The following is an 18,657-nucleotide window of genomic DNA, read 5'->3' as shown; positions in this document are numbered from 1 at the left end:
CAGTCACAAGGACTGGCTTGTCCGGTCATCGATACCCCAAGGGTATCGCCGGAAGGGTCGTGAAACCCGCTCAAGGAACCATCGCAACCTGCAATGCAGGCAGGAAGCGAGAGTGGGCGAACAGCTCTGCGCATTGAACGACGCAGCCACTCTCGGCAAACACCTGCGGGGAGCATGAGATGCTCGACCCGCAGGTGTCAGGAAGGAATGCCCAGATTCATCGATGATGATGACAGTCCATCCGCTTCAACTGTCAGCATCATATCTTTTAGCCCGCAAACTAAAAAGCCGATCCACAGCAACAGTCCCATGCCACAACGGCACCGGATCAACGCTGACTCAATGGCAACCGTTGGATGCACTGGTTGGATCACTGGACGGGCGATGGGCGCCAGGATGAGGCGGGTTGTTGCCCCCGGACAGCAGCCGCTGGATATCCGCCGCCGCCATGGGCTTGTAGAAGTAGTACCCCTGAATGAGATCACAGCGCATTTCGCGCAACAGCTCGAGTTGCTGGATATTCTCCACCCCCTCGGCCACCACCTCCAGCCCCAGTCGATGCCCGAGGAAGACCGTCGCTTCCATGATGGCGCGATCCTTGGGTTCCTGAGCACATTCGATCACGAAGGAGCGATCGATCTTGAGCGCCGTCACCGGCAGCATCTTGAGGTAGCTCATCGAGGAGTAGCCGGTCCCGAAATCATCGATCGCGATCTTGTAGCCTCTGTCGTGCAGGGCACGCAGGCTATCGCGCACCTTGACGTCAGCATCGATCAACACGTTCTCGGTCAGCTCGATGCCGATGTCCCGTGGCGTCAGGCCATATTCCGCCACGCATGCCTCAAGACGCTGGAAGACGTCGCTGTTGATCGCCTGACGCCCGGAGATATTGATATCGATCCGATAGCCCTTGATCCCCATGGCATGCCACTCGGCCTGCTGGCGACATGCCTGACGAATCACCCAGTCACCCAGGCGCTCGATCAGATTGGTGCGCTCTGCCACCTTGATGAAGTCAGTCGGGGGAATGGGCCCCTCGGGCGCATGCCAGCGCATCAGCGCCTCTACCGACTCGATACGCTCACTGCGCGCCGCGACCTGAGGCTGGAAGTGGAGGAACAGCTCGCCACCCCCATCCTCGCTCAACAGCGTCTGAAGGCGCCCCGCCAGATGATGCTGATGCAGCATGGCATCGCGCACTTCCTGGTTGAAGAACTGATATCCATCACGCCCGGCCTGCTTCGCTCGGTGCTTGGCGACGTCTGCATTGCGCACCAGTTCCGGCGCATCATTGCCATTCTCGGGATAGAGGCTGACGCCGATGCTCAGACGCAGCAACAACTCACGCCCTTCTATCTGGAAGGGGCGCTGGAAATCTTCGCGGATCCGCTCCACGACCGACAAGGCATCACTTTCATAATCCAGGCGCGGCATCGCCATGACGAATTCATCGCCGCCGAAGCGTGACAGTAGATCCTGACTCCGCTGGAACCCCTGCAAGCGCGACGCGACGCTGCGAATCACGAGGTCCCCCATCTCATAGCCCTGGGTATCGTTGATCTCGGTGAAGTGGTCGATATCCAGGAACAGCACCATCAAGGTATCGCCGTGACGCTGACACTCCCCGAGCATGTTCTCGAGCTCAGTCTCGAACGTCTGCCGATTGGGCAGTTCGGTCAGCGGATCGAATCGCGTCATGTAGTCCAGCTCACGCTGAACCTTGCGCTCGCCCGCCAGATCGATGTCGATGCAGAACATCAATGGATTGTCCGACCGCTCACCCAACATGACGTGGTGAGAGAACACCGGCACCGGTGCGCCTGACTTGTGCTTCAGCTCAAGCTCGCTCGCCGGGATCTGGGTGCCGTGATTGACCCACGCGTGGTGGGCATCCACCACGATGTCCGCCATTTCATCCGGTATCAGCAAGGCTTCAAGACAACGCCCTCGAGCTTCCTGCTCGCTGAAACCATACAGTCGCTCGCTGGCCTCATTCCAATAGATCACTCGGCGCTGGCTGTCGTACCCCTGCACTGCCACGCGTGGCAGGCTTTCCAGCAATTCGCGAAAGCGCTGGTCACTGGCGGGGAGTCCCATGCTGGCCGAGGGGCCAACAACACTAGTCTGCATGACCGCCTCCTGCGTGTGCTGTTGATATGCCATCTGACGATGACGAATCAGCATGATGCCCGCAGTTGCGCCAATAATCACCATCAGCAGCGCTGAAGGCCAGCGGCCGATGATGTCCTGCACTGCCACGACCCCCACCAGCAGGCCGATCGCGATGGCAGCGACCACTGTTCCAAAGAGCGCAATTCCAGTCGCTCTTCCGGTCTGACGAGACCCATCTGCCATGATCCAGGATACCTCCCCTACCATCTTGTCTACCGACCGGTGCTCGGCGGGGACACGCACGTTGCCTGAATCCGCTGAGTTATCGCGATATACATCACTGGAGCCAATAGCAGTCTAAGTGTCTGCCTCGCATAAACACAGTGCCAAACCCGCCGTGACACACGCCTCCTCTCAACGCTACCAGCACCTGCGTCACGCATTGCCCATGCCGTTTTTCGCCGAAAGGCGACAAAGAATACCGCTCATGACTGACATGATGCCAGGAGATCAGACCTCTAATACCCCTCCATCGCCCAGACGCCCATATTGATGATACTTACGCAAGATTAACGCTCTAAGCCGCGCGCTTGGTTTGACTCTCTCTCATGCATCTTCCCATTCTCCTCGACGTTGCGAACGCAACACCTTCCAACAGGCGCTAAATGCCGAAACATCGAGGAATTCTTGCATGAACATCGTAAACCGTGGTGTACGTCAGCTGGCCGATGCTTCCCGTAAACTCACTCTGGACCAGAGCGCTCTCAACGATCGCTACCCGGCAACGTCATCAGAGGATAGCGCTCTCTCGCTGCCCAGGATCTCTGAGTACTGGCCGACAAGCGTGCATGAGGAGCTGGCTCGTCAGCACTGGAGCAAGGCAACGATCACTCCACACATTGACTTGAACGCCTGGCAGGGTTTCCTGGACAACCTTCCCCGTGACCCTTACGTCAACACACGCTGGAAGCGCATGTCCTGGCTGCACCTGAATGACCAGATGGAAGTCGAAACCCTTGGCGAGTGCCCGATGGCACAGGGTGGACGCTTCAATGATGCTGCCAGCATGGCGGACCGCCTGAGATACTACGATCCGCTGGAAGCGGCGTTCACCGAGCGCGACGACGTGCGCGCCTTCGTCAAGGCCTGGGCCGACATGTGGGGCATCGGGCCGCGTGAGCCGATCCTGATGCAGATCACGGGTGTCCGCGGCGACGGCACCATCGACCCTCTCCAGGGACAAGGCATTCACGCCGACGGCTGCAAGTACTTGAGCATTCTGGTACTCAATCGCGAGAACGTCAGTGGTGCCATCAATACCCTCTACCGCGACAAGGCCGGCAGCGAGTTGCTGGCGACCACCGAGCTGGCACCGGGAGAGGTTCTGCACATCCATGATGACCAGCTGTTCCACAGCGTCAGCTCCATCACTCAGGATAACGCGGGCCAGCACTTCGAGCGCTTCATCATCATCATCAACTGCTCATTCATCGATGAGTTCCAGAACCGCATGCTGCGTCGTCACTTCCCAGGGGCAGTCCTGAACGACTGCGAGTGAAGCCATTCGAATTCACTGAGCAGACTGGCAACCCGGTGTCCGGGCATCGCCCGCACAACTGCCTCGACGACAGCTTTCCTCATCTCATCCTGGGGGATCGGTAGCTTCCGAGGCCTCCCCACCTGACCTGCACTCAAGCGTCGCAGCACGCTACCTGAGCACGACACGAGGAACCAGCCGGGCAACCGGCTGGCCTGGCGTGCCACTCCTGACTAGCCCGAAGGCCTCAGCCTGACCGCGACCTGCCCCCTCCTGCAACAGCCCCGCCAACGGCTTCCGCCTGCATGCCAAGCGCATCGGTTTCATTGTCCGCGCGCCATGTACAGGCGATATACTCGACTCATGACAGAGGCGTTGCCCACGATGCGCCTTCCACGACAGGAAATCCTCATGACGCTTGAATCAGGACTGACCTTCTTCCTTGCCATCTTCCTCTTCGGGATCACTCCCGGCCCCGGAATCCTCGCCCTGATGGCGCGTGGCATGAGCCAGGGAGGCAATGCCTGTGTCCCGATGGCCGTCGGCATGAGCCTCAGTGACGTCTGCTACATGCTGGCGGCCGTCTTCGGTCTCTCGGCACTGGCGACCCATTGGAGCGAGCTCTTTCTGGTCATCCGCCTGCTGGGGGCCGCCTATCTGATCTACCTGGGGTACAAGCTCTGGACCTGCCGGCCCAGCCTGGAAGACACGGAAATTCCCGACATGCGCGGAAGCTGGTGGCGTGGCTTCCTGCAAGGCTTCCTGATCTCGGCCTCCAACCCTAAGGTCATCCTTTTCTACATCGCCTTTCTGCCGACCTTCATGGACATCACCCGCCTGAGTGGTGGCGATATCGTGATCGCGGCCGCTCTCAATCTCAGTGCCTTGCTGATCGGGGTCGTCCCTGTCGGTTACGCCGCAGGCCGCATTCGCCGCCATCTGCGCTCGACGCGAGCCGTCAGACGCCTCAACCGCAGCGCTGCCAGCCTGATGATCGGTGCCGGCAGCTACCTCGCACTGCGTGGTTGAGCACCGGCCTCCTGCGCCAGTCTGGCCGCCGATACGAGAACGCCCCTGTCAATCACATGACAGGGGCGTTCTCTTCGATCACTGAGGCAATTCGCTCAGGTCATGCAACGGATGGCACCGTTACTGACGGATACCTTCCACCACCAGGTACATGTCGACCGTCGCGGCCGCCGGCCCAAGCTTGGAGGTGTCGATGCCATAGTCGGCGAGCTTGAGCGTGGTGGTGCCCTCGAAGCCCTGACGATAGCCGCCCCAGGGGTCTTCGCCACCGCCGATGTGATCGACATCGATGGTGATCGGCTGCGTCTCGCCATGCAGTGTCAGATCCCCCGTCAGCTTGCCGGCACCATCACCGGAAGAGGTGAACCCGGTGGAGACGAAAGACGCCGTCGGGTACTCGGAAGCATCCAGGAAATCAGCGGACTTGATGTGCTTGTCTCGCTCGGCGTGGGCGCTGTCCAGGCTGTCGACATCGACTTCGACCTTGACGCTTGACGCCTCGGGCTGACCCTCGTCATAGCGGAAGGTCCCCGTGAAGTCCTTGAACTCACCCAGGACGTAGGAGTAGCCGAGATGGCTGATCTTGAACTGGATGAAGGCGTGCTGGCCCTTGGTGTCAATGACATAGTCCGAGGCCTGAGCCTGGCCCGCCATCAAGGGGAGTGCCGCTGCCAGAAGGCCGCCAGCGAACGTCTTGCCCAGCGAGAAGGCCTTGGGTGTCAGGGATGTGTCGTTCATGTCCTAGCTCCTTGAGGATTCGTCATGCATGGTGCCGCCGTGGTGGCCGGCAATTCCTTTCAGCGCAGCGGCCAGAGCATACGTCGCAACGTGTCCTGGCCCTCCATCAGATGATGCTTGAAGGCGGCAGCGGCGTGACCAAGCGACAGGATGACAAGCGCCCAGGCCGCGTACCAGTGAACGTCTCCTGCCAACGTCGCCTGATCCTTCATCCCGCTGAGCAAGGCAGGCACGTCAAACAGCCCGAATACGCTGATGGCTCGTCCATCCGCCGTCGAGATCAGATACCCCGAGATCATCACCAGCAACAGCAATGCATACAGCAAGGCATGCCCGATGCGCGCCGCCCGCTGCTCGATGCGGGAGCCATGCGCCTGTGGCGTCGGCTGCATGGCTCGCCAGACAAGGCGCAGCAACGTGATCACGAACAGCACCACGCCCACGGAGCGATGCCACCAGGGACCCAGCTGATACCAGCGATCATAATAGCCCAGTGATGTCATCCACCACCCGAGGGCGAAGAGCCCGATGATGGCCAGCGCCGACAGCCAGTGCATCACGATGACGGGCCAGCCCCACCCCCGACGACTATTGCGCCACATGCTTGTCTCCCTGTCCTGTCATCCAACGCGCCGAGCGTGAGCCCACCTGCCGTGATCGACGCTCTGAACCGCGATACGACACCGTATCGTGATGATGCCTTCCCATGGCTGCCAGCTTACCCACTGGCCTGCCACGCGCCAAGCGATAGTCCCACCCCTTTCTCATCATGCCGCGCCAGCCATGCCGGCGCTGAGCGCTCTCTTCCCGAGACACCGGCCACCGTCACGACCGAGCAGATGCAGAAACGCCCGGCATGGCCGGGCGTTCCCTCACGACGGTGCTGGTCGACTCATGCAGACGCCAGGCGATCCAACCCAAGCGCCAGATCACGCTTGATGTCATCGAGATCTTCCAGGCCCACTGCGATACGCACCATGCCGTCCACGATACCGGCGGCCGCTTTCTGCTCATCACTCAAGCGGCCATGCGTGGTGGTGGCAGGATGCGTGATGGTGGTCTTCACATCACCGAGGTTGCCGGTGATCGACAGGATGCGCGTGGCATCGATGACCGACCAGGCCCCTTCACGGCCTCCCTTGATGACCACCCCCAGCACGGCACCGAAGGCCTTCTGCTGAGCCTTGGCGAGTGCATGCTGCGGATGACTCTCGAGGCCTGAATAGTGGACGCGCTCGACCGCAGGATGCGCTTCCAGCCAGTGCGCCAGCTCCAGCGCACGTGCACAGTGGGCCTCCATGCGAATGTTGAGCGTCTCCAGTCCCTTGAGGAAGACCCAGGCATTGAAGGGGCTCAGGCAGGGCCCGCACGTCCGCACCACGCCGAAGACCTCTTCCATCAACGCGCTGCTGCCGACCACTGCCCCGCCCAGGGTACGCCCCTGACCATCCAGATACTTGGTGGCGGAGTGGATGACGATATCCGCGCCCAGGGTCAGCGGACGCTGCAATGCCGGGGTACAGAAGCAGTTGTCGATGGCAAGCCATGCATCATGTTCATGTGCCAGCGCTGCCAGCGCCTTGATGTCACCGATCTCGGACAACGGATTGGAGGGTGTCTCGGCGAACAGCAGCTTGGTGGACGGTGTGATGGCCGCGCGCCAGGCCTCGAGATCCCCCAGTTCGACGAAGCGCGTGGTGATGCCCAGCTTGCCGAAGTACTTGGTGAACAGGCTCACACTGGAGCCGAAGATGGAACGCGAGGCGACGATCTCATCCCCGGCTTCCAGCAGGGCCAGCACGGTGGACATGATCGCGGCCATGCCGGAGCTGGTGGCCACGCAGCGCTCACCGCCCTCCATTGCCGCCAGTCGCTCCTCGAAGAAGCGCACCGTCGGGTTGGTGAAGCGCGAGTAGATGTTGCCGGCTTCGTCACCACCGAACTTGGCTGCCGCCTCGGCCGCACTGCCATAGACGAAGCTGGACGTGGTGTAGATGGGCTCGCCGTGCTCCTGCTCACCGCCACGCAAGTGACCGGCGCGGATGGCGAGCGTCTCCAGTCCCAGCTCATCGCGGGAAAGGTCGGCGCGGGAAAGATTGTCGTCGTGCATGGTGTCCAGTACCTCTACTGATGGAATCCGCTGATCTCTGTCTCGGATGACATGGCTCACGGGATTGTCAGGTCACGCGCCGCGGGCGCTTCTTTCATGAGCCGGGAAACAGAGCAGAAAGCTGTCGGTCAATGTTACCGGTTTTGAACGCGCAACGGGCCCCGGATTTCTCCGGAGCCCGTTGCGAATCACTCACCCTGCCATGACCTGTCACGCGAGACAGGTCATGGGGTCAGTCGATGTCTTCGGAATCGTTGTGCAGATCCACGACCGCGTGGGTCTCGCCTGCGTTCTTGGCACCATCGTTGCGTGAGGCCTGCAGGTCGTTGAGGTAGGCCTCATCGATATCGCCGGTCACGTAGATGCCATCGAACACGGAGCAGTCGAACTCGTCGAGGGCAGGATTGACCTCGCGACAGGCGTCCTTCAGGTCATCGAGATCCTGATAGAACAGACGATCCGCGCCGATCAGATCCGCGATTTCCCTCTCGGTACGACCATGGGCGATCAGCTCTTCCGCGGCCGGCATGTCGATACCGTACACATTGGGATAGCGAACCGCTGGCGCCGCCGAGGCGAAGTAGACATTCTTCGCGCCCGCCTCACGGGCCATCTGGATGATCTCGTTGCAGGTGGTGCCACGCACGATGGAATCATCCACCAGCAGCACGTTCTTGCCGGCAAACTCGATATCGATGGCGTTGAGCTTCTGACGCACGGACTTCTTGCGCAGCGTCTGCCCCGGCATGATGAAGGTACGGCCGATGTAACGGTTCTTCATGAAACCTTCGCGGTAAGTCACTCCCAGATGCTGAGCCAGCTCGAGAGCGGACGTGCGCGAGGTATCCGGAATAGGGATGACGACATCGATGTCCTGCTCCGGCCATTCCCGCACGATCTTGTCGGCCAGCTTCTCCCCCATGCGCATGCGGGTGCCGTAGACATAGGCACCGTCCAGCAGGGAGTCCGGACGCGCCAGATAGACGTGCTCGAAGATGCACGGCTTGAGTACCGGATCATCAGCGCACTGCAGGGTATGAAGCTGACGCTCCATGTCGATGAAGACGGCTTCCCCCGGTGCCAGGTCACGGATCAGCTCGAAACCGGCGACGTCCAGCGCCACGGATTCGGAAGCGATCATGTACTCGGTACCTTCAGCAGCCTCGCGCTTGCCGAAGCACGCCGGACGAATCCCGTGCGGATCACGGAAGGCGACCAGGCCGGTGCCGTTGATGATCGATACGGCGGCATAGCCGCCCTTGCAGCGACGGTGCACACGACGTACCGCATCAAAGACATCACCCGCGCCCAGACGCATGCCCTGCTTGCCCAGCTCGTGAGCGAAGACATTGAGCAGCACTTCGGAATCGGAGCTGGTGTTGATGTGACGCAGGTCGGAGGAGAAGAGCTCCTGCTTGAGCTGCTCGGAGTTGGTCAGGTTGCCGTTGTGCGCCAGGGTGATGCCGTAGGGCGAATTGACGTAGAACGGCTGCGATTCCGCCTCGCTGGAAGAGCCAGCGGTCGGATAGCGAACATGGCCGATACCCATGTTGCCCTTGAGTCGCTGCATGTGACGAGTGCGGAAGACATCACGCACCAGGCCATTGCTCTTGCGCAGCAGGAAACGACCCTCGTGCCAGGTCATCATCCCCGCGGCATCCTGCCCACGATGCTGCAATACGGTCAGCGCGTCATACAGCGCCTGGTTTACCGAGGCGTTGGCCATCAAACCTACAATCCCGCACATCCCGTCATTACCTCACTGATACACACTAGGAGAGGGAGGCGCCAGCCATCATCAGCGCGCCTCCACATGGCAATATGAGTGCTCACATGCCGCAATTGTCAGGCCTGCCCACACCACAGGCAACACCTGACCGATGGGTCAATCGATACCACGATGCTTGCTGCACCTCGACGCGCTGACCTGCTCGGGGGGGCGAACAGACAAAACAAAAGCGCCGAGCAAGAATGCCCGGCGCTTTTGTCGTCTCAAGGTGCTGCGGTGTCACCATCACGCTGCTGATGCTGCTGACGCATGAACTGCTCGGCGACCTGCTGACTGACGCCTTCACTCAGCGTGCGGCCTTCGTGGCGGGCACGCTCGAGCAGGCCACTCGCCTGCTGCTGGAAACCTGCAGTCTGTGAGGATGGAGCCGTCCCGTCCTGCGGCAACTGCCAATCTCCTCCCGTGTCCCACTCACGGTAGCGTGCCAGCGACCAGTCGCGCAGCTGCTCCAGCGTCGGGCGCAGCTGCGCCGCCTGCCAGTCCGCACTGTCACGCAGAGGTGTCAGGCCGACGACAGCCGTCACCAGTACCAGGATCACCGCCGCCCGAAGCGCGCCGAAGACACCCCCCAGCAGGCGATTGAAGCCCCCCATGCCGACCGCCTGGACCAGGCGTTCGAGCAGACGCAGCATCAGGCCCCAGACCAGCACCGTGCCCAGTACCACCAGCACGAAGCCGACCGCGGTGCGAATGCCCGGAGACAGGATCACCTCGTCGAGCAGAGCCCCGGCTTCCGCCCCGAACTGGCGTGCCGCCACCAGGGCCACCAGCCAGCCTGCCAGTCCCAGCGCCTCGCTGAGCAGACCACGCATCAACCCCAGCAACACGGAGATGATCAGCAACCCCAGACACAACCAATCGATCCAGACCAGCGCGTTCACTCACCCTCCTTCCGGCGTACCAGAAGGCCCTTGATATTGACCTGCTCCTGAAGGCGAGAGCGCGCGGACTCACCAATCTCGGAAGATTTGTAGGGACCGACGAATACCACGGTCAGATTGCCATCCCGCGCGACGCGATAGGCCGCGAATCCCTTGCTCTGCAGGTCCTTCTGGAGTCGCTCGGCGTTGGCCGGCTTGCCGAAGCTGCCGACCTGCACCGCCCAGCCACCGGCGGAAGAAGATGGCGCGCTGGCGGCAACGGCAGGCTTGGGCTCAGGCGCCGGTTTGGGCTCTGGCTTGGGCGTCGGGGCCGGCTTGGGCTGCGGTGTCGGCGCAGCCTTCGGCTCGCTGCTGGACACGGATCTGGTCGGCGACAGCTGCTGCGCCTCCGCCACGCGAGCTCGCGACTCGGAGGCGTTTTCGATGCCGGGTCCGGGATCACTGTCACGCACCTTGCCATTGCCATCCACGAAGGTGATGGGGACATCGGTACCAATCTTCAGCTCGCTGGGGGGCTGCGGTGCATCCACCGTCGAACGGTCGATATCCACCGGCTTGCCCAATGTCATCACCGGACTGGGACGCTCATCACGGGCCGGCGGCTCATCAAACAACATCGGGATGAAGATCACGCCCAGGGCCAACAGGATGACTGCGCCGCTGATCCGTTCTCGCTTGCCATATTTCATCGTGCCATCTCCCTTGCACCCGGATTCCAATGACCGCGGTCCTGCTTCACCTCAGGCATCCTCGTCGTCAAGCCATGCCAGCGCTTCGCCGACCGTGAAGAAGGAGCCGCAGACCAGCACCTCCCCCGCGGTGGCATGCTCCACCAGCCAATTCGCCGCCTCAGCGACCGAATCGCATTCCGCCAGCACGGTCCCCTGGCAGGCACGCACCACGGCAGCCAGCTCACTGGCCTGGCGAGCACGCTCGCCGCCCAGTGTCGCCACGACGAAGCCATCCACCACGGGCGACAGCGACTCGATCACGCCTCGTGCGTCCTTGTCTCCCAGCATGGCCAGCAGCACCAGACGCGGTCGAGCGGAACGCTCACGCGCCGCCAGACGACTGGCCAGATAACCTGCCGCATGCGGGTTGTGCCCCACATCCAGACACCAGTCACGCCCATGACGCTGGACCCATTGCATGCGCCCCTTGAGCTGGACATTGGCCATGGCATGGCGCACGCATGACACCTCAAGCGCCACACCGGCTGCGATGAGCGCATTCAGCGCACTGGCCGCGTTGTCGCGTGGCAGGCCGGGGTCCGGAAGTGCCTCGAGGGTCATGACGGGGTCGCTCAGTCGCTGCCAGCGCCAGAGCCCATCCGCTGACGACCTTGCCGGGGAGGCGAGGTCCTGCTCGCAGGCGTCCTGCCAGACAAAGTCCTGCCACAGCACCTGAGGCGTCACACCCAGCGAGCGGGCGTGCTCGGCACAGCTGCTCGGCAAGTGATCGGAGCCGAAGATGGCCGGGCGCCCTGCACGCAGGATACCCGCCTTCTCGAAGCCGATGTTCTCGAGGTCCGTACCCAGGAAGGCAGCATGATCCTGTGCCACGGTGGTGATCATCGCTACATCGCAGTCGATGATGTTGACGGCATCCAGACGCCCGCCGAGACCGACCTCCAGAATCGCCAACCGTGGCTGTCGCTGAGCGATCAACCACAGGCCAGCGAGCGTGCCGGCCTCGAAGTAGGTCAGGCTGATCACGCCCTGCCCATCTCCCGCATCCGAATGACGCGCCGAATCCACCTGCTCGAAGGCAGTGATCAGCTCGGCATCACTGGCGTGCTGCCCATCGAGGGTCACACGCTCGTTGTAATGCAGCAGGTGCGGAGAGGTGTAAGTCGCGGTCGTCAGACCATGCGCACGCCCGAGCGCCTCGAGCATGGCGACCGTGGAGCCCTTGCCGTTGGTACCGGCCACGGTGATGACCCGCTCGCCAATGCGACGAGCCCCGGGGCCGACAAGCCCCAGACGCTCAGCCACGCATTGCACGCGGGCGAGCCCCATGTCGATGCTGACGGGATGCTGGCGCTCCAGACGCGAAAGCCAGTCTTGCAGTGACAGCTCGCGTGGCACGGCCTCATGCAGGGCAGCAACGCTCAGCGGAGGCCGCTCACGGGACTGCAGCACCTCTCGGGTGCTGCAGTGGCCCGGCGCATTGGCCTGCTCAGCCATCGCGACGATCGCCTTGCGGCTTGTCGGCGGAGAATGTCTCGTCAAGCACGCTGTCAACCGCGGAGCGCGGCTCTGCAGGCTGCGGCTCGCTCGGTGCAGCCTCGACAGCCTCACCTTCGACGACGACTTCCGTGGCATCTACCCCCGGTGCCTGCAAGTCAGCCTTGACCGGCAGACCCTGCAGCTTGAGCAGGATGCTGGACAGACGCTCACGCATGTCGCGACGGTGGATGATCATGTCGACCGCGCCATGCTCGAGCAGGAACTCTGAACGCTGGAAGCCTTCCGGCAGTTTCTCGCGCACGGTCTGCTCGATGACACGCGGGCCAGCGAAGCCGATCAGGGCATTCGGCTCGGCAACGTTCAGGTCGCCCAGCATGGCAAGCGATGCCGATACGCCACCGAAGACCGGATCCGTCAGCACGCTGATGTACGGTACGCCTGCCTGCTTGAGCTTCTCGAGCGCAGCGGAGGTCTTGGCCATCTGCATCAGGGAGAACAGTGCTTCCTGCATGCGCGCGCCACCGGAGGCCGCGAAGCATACCAGCGGCACTTCTTCCGCCAGCGCGAGTTCGGCGGCACGCACGAACTTCTCACCGACGATGGCACCCATCGAGCCGCCCATGAAGCTGAATTCGAAGGCAACGGCCACGACAGGCTGTCCGGAAAGCGTGCCGCGCATGGCGACCAGCGCATCCTTTTCGGACGTCTGCTTCTGGGCGGCGCTCAGGCGATCCTTGTACTTCTTGGAATCGCGGAACTTGAGGCGATCGACCGGCTCCAGATCTGCCGCGATCTCCTCGCGACCCTCGCTGTCGAGGAACCAGGACAGACGGGCACGCGCAGTGAGACGCAGATGGTGGTCACACTTCGGGCAGACGTTGTCGTGCTTGGTCAGCTCCGGAAGGTACAGGACTGCTTCGCACTTGGGGCATTTACGCCACAGGCCATCAGGAATGGAGGTGCGCCGATCCTTGCGTTGGATACGGCTCATTGACGGCACAATCTTGTCAAGCCAGCTCATGGTGGGGAGGCTTCCGTTTTGCTGCTGTTCTGGGCACCGCTCGACGACTGTCGGCGGCCATGCGAGTTGGCACACGCCCACCTCTCCAGGAGGCAAGGACGTGGCGGGCAACGACTGACACCCTCTTCGCCCCCTTGTCTCGGGACGCTGGAGGAAGTCAGTGGCGCCAAAGGAAAAGACCGTGCAACCCATTGGTCGTACGGCCCCTTTTCCAGATTCTGGCAAACATTGTAGCGGCTTCGCCCCCCTTGCGGGTAGTGCGATATGCCAATTGCCTTGTGGAGTCCAGTGTTGCGCCTGTCCCGCGCAGGCCTTGCGGCATGCCGCGCAGGGCATCAGTGGAGTCAGTCGGCGGCTCGTACTGCCTGACAGAACGCCTGGAGGCGCTCCCATGACTTCTCGCCAGGGGCAGACTCTACCCCTCCCGAGACATCGACCGCGTGGGGCGCTACCTGCCTGACCGCCTCCGTCACGTTGCCGGCCTCGAGCCCGCCCGCCAGGATCACCGGCAGGGGCAATTCTCGAGGGATGCGCGACCAGTCAAAGGTCTCGCCCGTGCCACCGGGGACACCGGGACGATAGGCATCCAGCAGCAGACCGCGTGCGTCATGGAAGCGTTCTGCCTCTGCCGCCAGGTCGATCCCGTCACGCATGCGCAACGCCTTGATATAGGGGCGGCCAGCGGCGCGGCACTGCTCGGGCGTTTCGTTGCCATGGAATTGCAGCAGATCGAGATGCGGGGCAGCGGCGGCCACTTCGGCCTCACTGGCATCGACGAACAATCCGACACGCATCACGAATGCCGGCACCAGGCGCGAAAGCTCCGCCAGGCGAGCAACGTCCACCGCCCGCTTGCTGCCCGCCCACAGCACGAACCCCAGCGCATCGGCACCTGCCGTCACGGCGCCGGCGATATCCTGTTCACGTGTCAATCCGCAGATCTTGATTCGGGTACGCTGGCTCGCTCGAGCGCTCATCTCGGTCATGGGATCACTCCGTTCAACGTGAGGAATCATTCTGTGCGACAGGCGATCCTGCGGCAGGCGATCCTGCGGCAGGAATCGCTTGTTCATGTTCCCGACTGAGACGCTCGGCCTCACGGGCAACGCTTGCCAGCCGAATGGCTTCCTTTTCACTGAGCTTGCCTGCCGCCCGAGCCTCTTCGGCACCCTCGGCTTCGGCACGGGCCAGGCGTGAGCGTACCATCGGGCAATCCGGCAAGGGGCGCTCTCCCGTCCACTCCCCGAGATGGGCCACCAGACCAGGCCCGAGCGGCTCCCTGGGAAGCTCATAGCGCGGCGGGTAGATGACGTCGACGAAGTGAAGTCCCGTGGCTGCTGCCGTGGCACTCGAACGCGTGCGATCTCCCCCGCGCATCAGCTCGACGATCCACTCGACAGGCTTCTCGCCACGCCCGATGGCCATCAAGGTACCGGCGATATTGCGCACCATGTGGTGCAGGAAGGCATTCGCCTGGATGTCGATCATGACCAGCTGGCCGTGACGACTCACCTCGATGAAATGCACGTGGCGTCGTGGCGAGCGCGACTGACAACCTGCCGCACGGAAGGCCGAGAAGTCCAGCTCCCCTACCAGATGGGCGGCCGCCGCCTGCATGTCGGCGACATTCAGGGGTTCACGACACCAGGTGGCGTTGTGACGCTCCATCACCGGCCGAAAAGGCTGATTGATGATCATGTAGCGATAACGACGCGCGATGGCGCTGAATCGGGCATGGAAGTCATCGGGAACGGGGACCGCCCAATGGATGCCGATATCCGGGGGAAGATTGACGTTGCCGCCCATGCGCCATGCCTTGCGGCTGCGGCCCACGGGGGTATCGAAGTGCACGACCTGACGCACGGCGTGCACACCTGAATCGGTGCGCCCGCTGCAGTGGACGGTGATGGGAGTGGAAGCCACCTTGGAAAGCGCCTTTTCAAGCGTTTCCTGCACGGAGGGTGCGTGGCTGAGGCGCTGCCAACCGCAATAGCGGCTGCCATCATACTCGACGCCCAGAGCGATGCGCCCCGGGCGTCTTTCATTATCATCAAGCGGTGTAAAAAAGGGCATCAGGTCAGACCAAAGCGCTCCATCAACGCCAGCGCCTCTTCACGGATCATCCCGTCACTGGCGGAGGCGAGCGGCTCAAGCAGCGCTGCCGCTTGATCATCCTCACCATCCACCAGCAACTGGCGGGCTTCCTCGAGCTGCTGGAAGGCCACGCTGTCCTGGGCGCCAGCCCCTGCCCCTGCCATGCCGACAGAGGGATAGGCATTATCCTGATCCCCGGACTCGAACGCCACTTCCTCCACCTCGAATTGCGAGATATCACGACGAGGGACATCCACCTCTTCCAGCGTCATGCTATCCAGCGACGGCAACTCGTCGGCTGCTGAAAAGGCGCTTGCAGGCGCCACCTCGTCGCCTGAAGGTGCACTGGATTTCGCAGATTCACCTTCCTCATCGATGGAGGCGGAGGTAAATTCGACCGCCTCACCCTTGAGCGCCTCGTCCGCCTTCTCGGCACTTGCCACTGCCGCAGGCTCCACACCGTCATCAAGCGTCAGTTCCGGCGCCTGGTAATCTATCACGTTGTCACTGAAGAAACTGGTATCGGGTGCCGCCTTTCCGTGCTCGGGACTCTTGCCCTTGAGGCCGGGCTCGAATGCGACTCCCACGTCTGCCGGAGTGTCATTCGTGACGGCGGCATCAGCGTGCAAGTCATCCTCGAACGAGCCACTGTCCTGCCCTTCGCCTGAAGAGTCAGACACGTCACCTTCCGGCTCGCGCTCATCGTCCTGCAGGTTCGCGCCACCTGCCGCCAGCCTTTCAGAGGCTGCGCTGGCCGAGGATGGCACACGCAGGGACTGGGCATATTGACTGACGACACCGGAGAGATGCGTCACGTTGCTTGCGGCCACCGCGCCACCCATGGCGGCACGCATGGGGCTACCCATTCCGGCATAACGGTTGAGCAGCGCCTGAGCCTCTTCACGCTCTTCTGCATTGCCCGCCGCCAATACCTTCTCGCTTTCGTGATTCAGCGCCTCGAGATTGCCAAGCTCTCCATGCACACCCATCAGCTTGAGACGCAGGTCCTGACGACTCTCATCGTCTGCAAGACCGGCTTCCAGCAGGGCTTGCGCCTGATCGAAGCGTCCATAGGCGATGAAGATATCCGCCTCGCTGATGGCAGCGGCCTCAGGCTGGGCCAGAGGCTCAAGAGTGTGAGAGCCACGACTTGCCACTGCGGACGTCTCTTCCGGGACCTGTCTGTCAGCGGTACCCGCTGCAGCTCCAAAGGCACCCCGTGACGGGTCCTGCAGGTCCTGGTCGTTGTGACGCACGGCATCCGCGAAGCTCATGCTGGAGTCATCCTTCGGCCCCGAGCGACGACGCAGCAACAGCAACAGCAGCAACAGCAATGCTCCCGCCGCGCCGCCCACCATCATCAGATTGTCCTGTACCCACTTCCACGTCGCCTGCGGCCAGGGCTGGCTGGGCAACACGAGATTGCCTTCACCATCACGCGGCTGGCCCAGATCCACCCCGGCAGCGACCAGACTCTCGGGTAGCGTCAAGGGAGTGATGCCGCTGTTGACCAGCAGACGGTTCTGCTTGGCCAGCAATACCTTGGCCGTTTCCAGCTGCTCGGTACGCTCGGCCAGGGAAGCACGCAGTTCACCGACTTCACTGCGCAATGAAGCGACTTCACTACGCAGGTCGTCACGCTCCTGCTCCAGTTGATCCAGACGCTGCTGGTTGGTCAGCAACTGGTCTTCCAGCGATTCGAGGCGATCCGACAGCTCATCGATGGCCTGCTGGCTGCCTGCGGAAATCTGCGTACTGGCGGCCGCCTTGCTCGCCGGCGTGGCCTCTTCATCGATCAGCGTCAGGCGCGGCTTGCCGTCAGCACCCGCACTGGCGGGGCCGCTGGGAGCGGGCGCTGCAGCGGGCGTCTCACTGGCCGTGGCGGTATCCTTCGGAGACGCGGGCGTCGTCTTCTTGCTGGCCGGGGCAGGAATGGTCTTGCCTTGCGCCCCCGCGACCCACTGTTGATATTGCTCACGCACTTCGCGATCGGCCGCCGTGCGCGAGCGGCCCAGCATGGTGGCGCGATCGGGAACGCTCAGGACCACCCCCGCCCTCAGCTTGTTGATGTTGCCGCCCGGGAAGGCACTGGGATTGGCTTCCTGAATCGCCAGCATGGCCTGACGGATGCTGACCCCGGCATCCGGCCGCACGCGTCGTGCGATGGTCCACAGGGAATCGCCACTGCGTACCTTGATGCTTGACGGCGTTTCGCCCGCCGCGGGCGCAGCGCTTGCCGAGGACGACTGACCACTGTCACGGAAGACCACGGAACGCGAGGGTGTCGACCCCGTGTCGGCCAACGGACGTGAGCGCGCACCAGAAGGCGTCACCAGTGCCGGTTGACTGGAATAGCCCGCCGGATCGAACAGCAGCGTGACCTGACGCTGCAGCTTGCCATTGGGCCACTCGACGTCCAGCAGAAGATCCACATAGGGCTCACGTACCGCCCCGTTGGTGGTCAGCTGAAGATAATAGCGGCTGCCCTGCTGCTTGATGGCCACCTTGACGTCATCACTGACATAGCTGCGGTCCACACCGGCACGCGCAAAGGCGGCGGCATCGGAGACGTTCGCCTTGATCAGGCTGCTATCAAGCCCGGAGGTATCTGTCAGGCCGATGCGGGCATCCAGCGGTTGATTCAGATTCGAGCGCAATCGCGGCGATTCCATGCCGACCGCCAAGGCCTGAGCACTATAGATGGCGAAGGAGATCGCCAGTGCGAGAGGAAGCTTGCGTCCCATTGAGTGTCCCTTCGTATGCGACCGATTCAGTGTCCGGCCGGCGCATTATGTTACGTATTCTTACATATAAGATACCAGAGAGTCCGCCTCATGATTCAGGCAAGGCGCGACTCAGCCAGAAAAATTTCAACGCTAGCGGGCGTCGTCCCCTCTGATAGCCCACCTGCTCCCCGGATGACAGGAGTGACCAGCTCCACCTCATCCGGCTGACACGATACTCAAATATGCATACGAGATGCCATCATGCATCAACATCGCCAGCCAAATTCGCAAAAAATGCGCAAGCCGGAATGAAGCCGGTCAGTCATTGGAATGACATGCCGGTCATCTGATGCCCATGGCACTGCCGATCATCGGCACGACCGACCATCGCAATCACCCTTCATTGGGCATTCGGGACATGACCGGGAACC

14 protein-coding genes are annotated in these 18,657 nt (G+C 62.3%); 2 read left to right on the top strand and 12 right to left on the bottom strand.

Features of this window, described 5'->3' with window-relative positions; translation table 11 throughout:
* Nucleotides 1-339: 339 nt before the first annotated feature.
* On the bottom strand, nucleotides 340-2,130 hold the full coding sequence (locus PJK54_RS00500; protein ID WP_240499566.1) for a putative bifunctional diguanylate cyclase/phosphodiesterase: 1,791 nt from the start codon (nucleotides 2,128-2,130) through the stop codon (nucleotides 340-342).
* A 673-nt stretch (nucleotides 2,131-2,803) separates the two neighbouring features.
* On the opposite strand from PJK54_RS00500, the gene PJK54_RS00495 reads away from it, so the two are divergent.
* Both PJK54_RS00495 and PJK54_RS00490 read left to right on the top strand, forming a co-directional pair.
* Nucleotides 2,804-3,670 (top strand): 2OG-Fe dioxygenase family protein, encoded by an 867-nt coding sequence (locus tag PJK54_RS00495; protein WP_077372427.1) that lies wholly within the window; start codon nucleotides 2,804-2,806, stop codon nucleotides 3,668-3,670.
* A 390-nt stretch (nucleotides 3,671-4,060) separates the two neighbouring features.
* A complete protein-coding gene (locus PJK54_RS00490) occupies nucleotides 4,061-4,678 on the top strand; it encodes a LysE family translocator (RefSeq protein WP_077372424.1) in 618 nt (205 codons plus the stop codon).
* A 120-nt stretch (nucleotides 4,679-4,798) separates the two neighbouring features.
* Here PJK54_RS00490 and PJK54_RS00485 read toward each other — a convergent pair whose 3' ends face one another.
* From PJK54_RS00485 to PJK54_RS00435, 11 genes are all read right to left on the bottom strand, one after another.
* A complete protein-coding gene (locus PJK54_RS00485; protein WP_077372421.1) occupies nucleotides 4,799-5,416 on the bottom strand; it encodes a YceI family protein in 618 nt (205 codons plus the stop codon).
* A gap of 59 nt (nucleotides 5,417-5,475) precedes the next feature.
* Nucleotides 5,476-6,018, bottom strand: a complete 543-nt coding sequence (locus PJK54_RS00480) for a cytochrome b (RefSeq protein ID WP_077372418.1) — start codon at nucleotides 6,016-6,018, stop codon at nucleotides 5,476-5,478.
* A 290-nt stretch (nucleotides 6,019-6,308) separates the two neighbouring features.
* A complete protein-coding gene (locus PJK54_RS00475) occupies nucleotides 6,309-7,526 on the bottom strand; it encodes an O-succinylhomoserine sulfhydrylase (RefSeq protein WP_077372415.1) in 1,218 nt (405 codons plus the stop codon).
* Nucleotides 7,527-7,758: 232 nt separating this feature from the next.
* Entirely contained in the window at nucleotides 7,759-9,273 is a 1,515-nt protein-coding gene (purF, locus tag PJK54_RS00470) for an amidophosphoribosyltransferase (RefSeq protein ID WP_077372413.1), read from the bottom strand.
* A gap of 245 nt (nucleotides 9,274-9,518) precedes the next feature.
* On the bottom strand, nucleotides 9,519-10,196 hold the full coding sequence (locus PJK54_RS00465) for a CvpA family protein (protein WP_084209069.1): 678 nt from the start codon (nucleotides 10,194-10,196) through the stop codon (nucleotides 9,519-9,521).
* Nucleotides 10,193-10,885: an SPOR domain-containing protein gene (locus PJK54_RS00460; RefSeq protein WP_084209070.1), complete on the bottom strand. Its 693-nt coding sequence runs from the start codon at nucleotides 10,883-10,885 to the stop codon at nucleotides 10,193-10,195. The genes PJK54_RS00465 and PJK54_RS00460 overlap by 4 nt, the downstream gene beginning before the upstream one ends.
* Nucleotides 10,886-10,936: 51 nt before the next feature.
* On the bottom strand, nucleotides 10,937-12,382 hold the full coding sequence (locus PJK54_RS00455) for a bifunctional folylpolyglutamate synthase/dihydrofolate synthase (RefSeq protein WP_271301958.1): 1,446 nt from the start codon (nucleotides 12,380-12,382) through the stop codon (nucleotides 10,937-10,939).
* Nucleotides 12,375-13,406 carry an acetyl-CoA carboxylase, carboxyltransferase subunit beta gene (accD, locus tag PJK54_RS00450; protein WP_271301957.1) on the bottom strand — a complete coding sequence of 344 codons (1,032 nt, stop codon included), beginning with the start codon at nucleotides 13,404-13,406 and terminating at the stop codon, nucleotides 12,375-12,377. Before accD ends, PJK54_RS00455 begins: the two co-directional genes overlap by 8 nt.
* 344 nt (nucleotides 13,407-13,750) lie before the next feature.
* Complete coding sequence (locus PJK54_RS00445) at nucleotides 13,751-14,383, bottom strand: phosphoribosylanthranilate isomerase (protein WP_271302123.1); 633 nt, start codon at nucleotides 14,381-14,383, stop codon at nucleotides 13,751-13,753.
* Between the two features lie 22 nt (nucleotides 14,384-14,405).
* Nucleotides 14,406-15,479 carry a tRNA pseudouridine(38-40) synthase TruA gene (truA, locus tag PJK54_RS00440; protein WP_271301956.1) on the bottom strand — a complete coding sequence of 358 codons (1,074 nt, stop codon included), beginning with the start codon at nucleotides 15,477-15,479 and terminating at the stop codon, nucleotides 14,406-14,408.
* Nucleotides 15,479-18,244: a type IV pilus assembly protein FimV gene (locus PJK54_RS00435; RefSeq protein ID WP_271301955.1), complete on the bottom strand. Its 2,766-nt coding sequence runs from the start codon at nucleotides 18,242-18,244 to the stop codon at nucleotides 15,479-15,481. Before PJK54_RS00435 ends, truA begins: the two co-directional genes overlap by 1 nt.
* Nucleotides 18,245-18,657 lie beyond the last annotated feature (413 nt).

Origin of the sequence: Cobetia sp. MMG027 (assembly GCF_027947415.1) — a bacterium.
GTDB lineage: Bacteria > Pseudomonadota > Gammaproteobacteria > Pseudomonadales > Halomonadaceae > Cobetia > Cobetia marina.
Note: the sequence above shows the minus strand (reverse complement) of the source record. Positions and strands in the feature narration are given on the sequence as shown.

Bases quoted from the DNA above. Each gene is read 5' to 3' on its own strand.
- PJK54_RS00500 (WP_240499566.1), bottom strand. From the start codon at position 2,130: ATGCAGACTAGTGTTGTTGGCCCCTCGGCCAGCATGGGACTCCCCGCC.
- PJK54_RS00495 (WP_077372427.1), top strand. From the start codon at position 2,804: ATGAACATCGTAAACCGTGGTGTACGTCAGCTGGCCGATGCTTCCCGT.
- PJK54_RS00490 (WP_077372424.1), top strand. From the start codon at position 4,061: ATGACGCTTGAATCAGGACTGACCTTCTTCCTTGCCATCTTCCTCTTC.
- PJK54_RS00485 (WP_077372421.1), bottom strand. From the start codon at position 5,416: ATGAACGACACATCCCTGACACCCAAGGCCTTCTCGCTGGGCAAGACG.
- PJK54_RS00480 (WP_077372418.1), bottom strand. From the start codon at position 6,018: ATGTGGCGCAATAGTCGTCGGGGGTGGGGCTGGCCCGTCATCGTGATG.
- PJK54_RS00475 (WP_077372415.1), bottom strand. From the start codon at position 7,526: ATGCACGACGACAATCTTTCCCGCGCCGACCTTTCCCGCGATGAGCTG.
- purF (WP_077372413.1), bottom strand. From the start codon at position 9,273: ATGTGCGGGATTGTAGGTTTGATGGCCAACGCCTCGGTAAACCAGGCG.
- PJK54_RS00460 (WP_084209070.1), bottom strand. From the start codon at position 10,885: ATGAAATATGGCAAGCGAGAACGGATCAGCGGCGCAGTCATCCTGTTG.
- PJK54_RS00455 (WP_271301958.1), bottom strand. From the start codon at position 12,382: ATGGCTGAGCAGGCCAATGCGCCGGGCCACTGCAGCACCCGAGAGGTG.
- accD (WP_271301957.1), bottom strand. From the start codon at position 13,406: ATGAGCTGGCTTGACAAGATTGTGCCGTCAATGAGCCGTATCCAACGC.
- PJK54_RS00445 (WP_271302123.1), bottom strand. From the start codon at position 14,383: ATGAGCGCTCGAGCGAGCCAGCGTACCCGAATCAAGATCTGCGGATTG.
- truA (WP_271301956.1), bottom strand. From the start codon at position 15,479: ATGCCCTTTTTTACACCGCTTGATGATAATGAAAGACGCCCGGGGCGC.
- PJK54_RS00435 (WP_271301955.1), bottom strand. From the start codon at position 18,244: ATGGGACGCAAGCTTCCTCTCGCACTGGCGATCTCCTTCGCCATCTAT.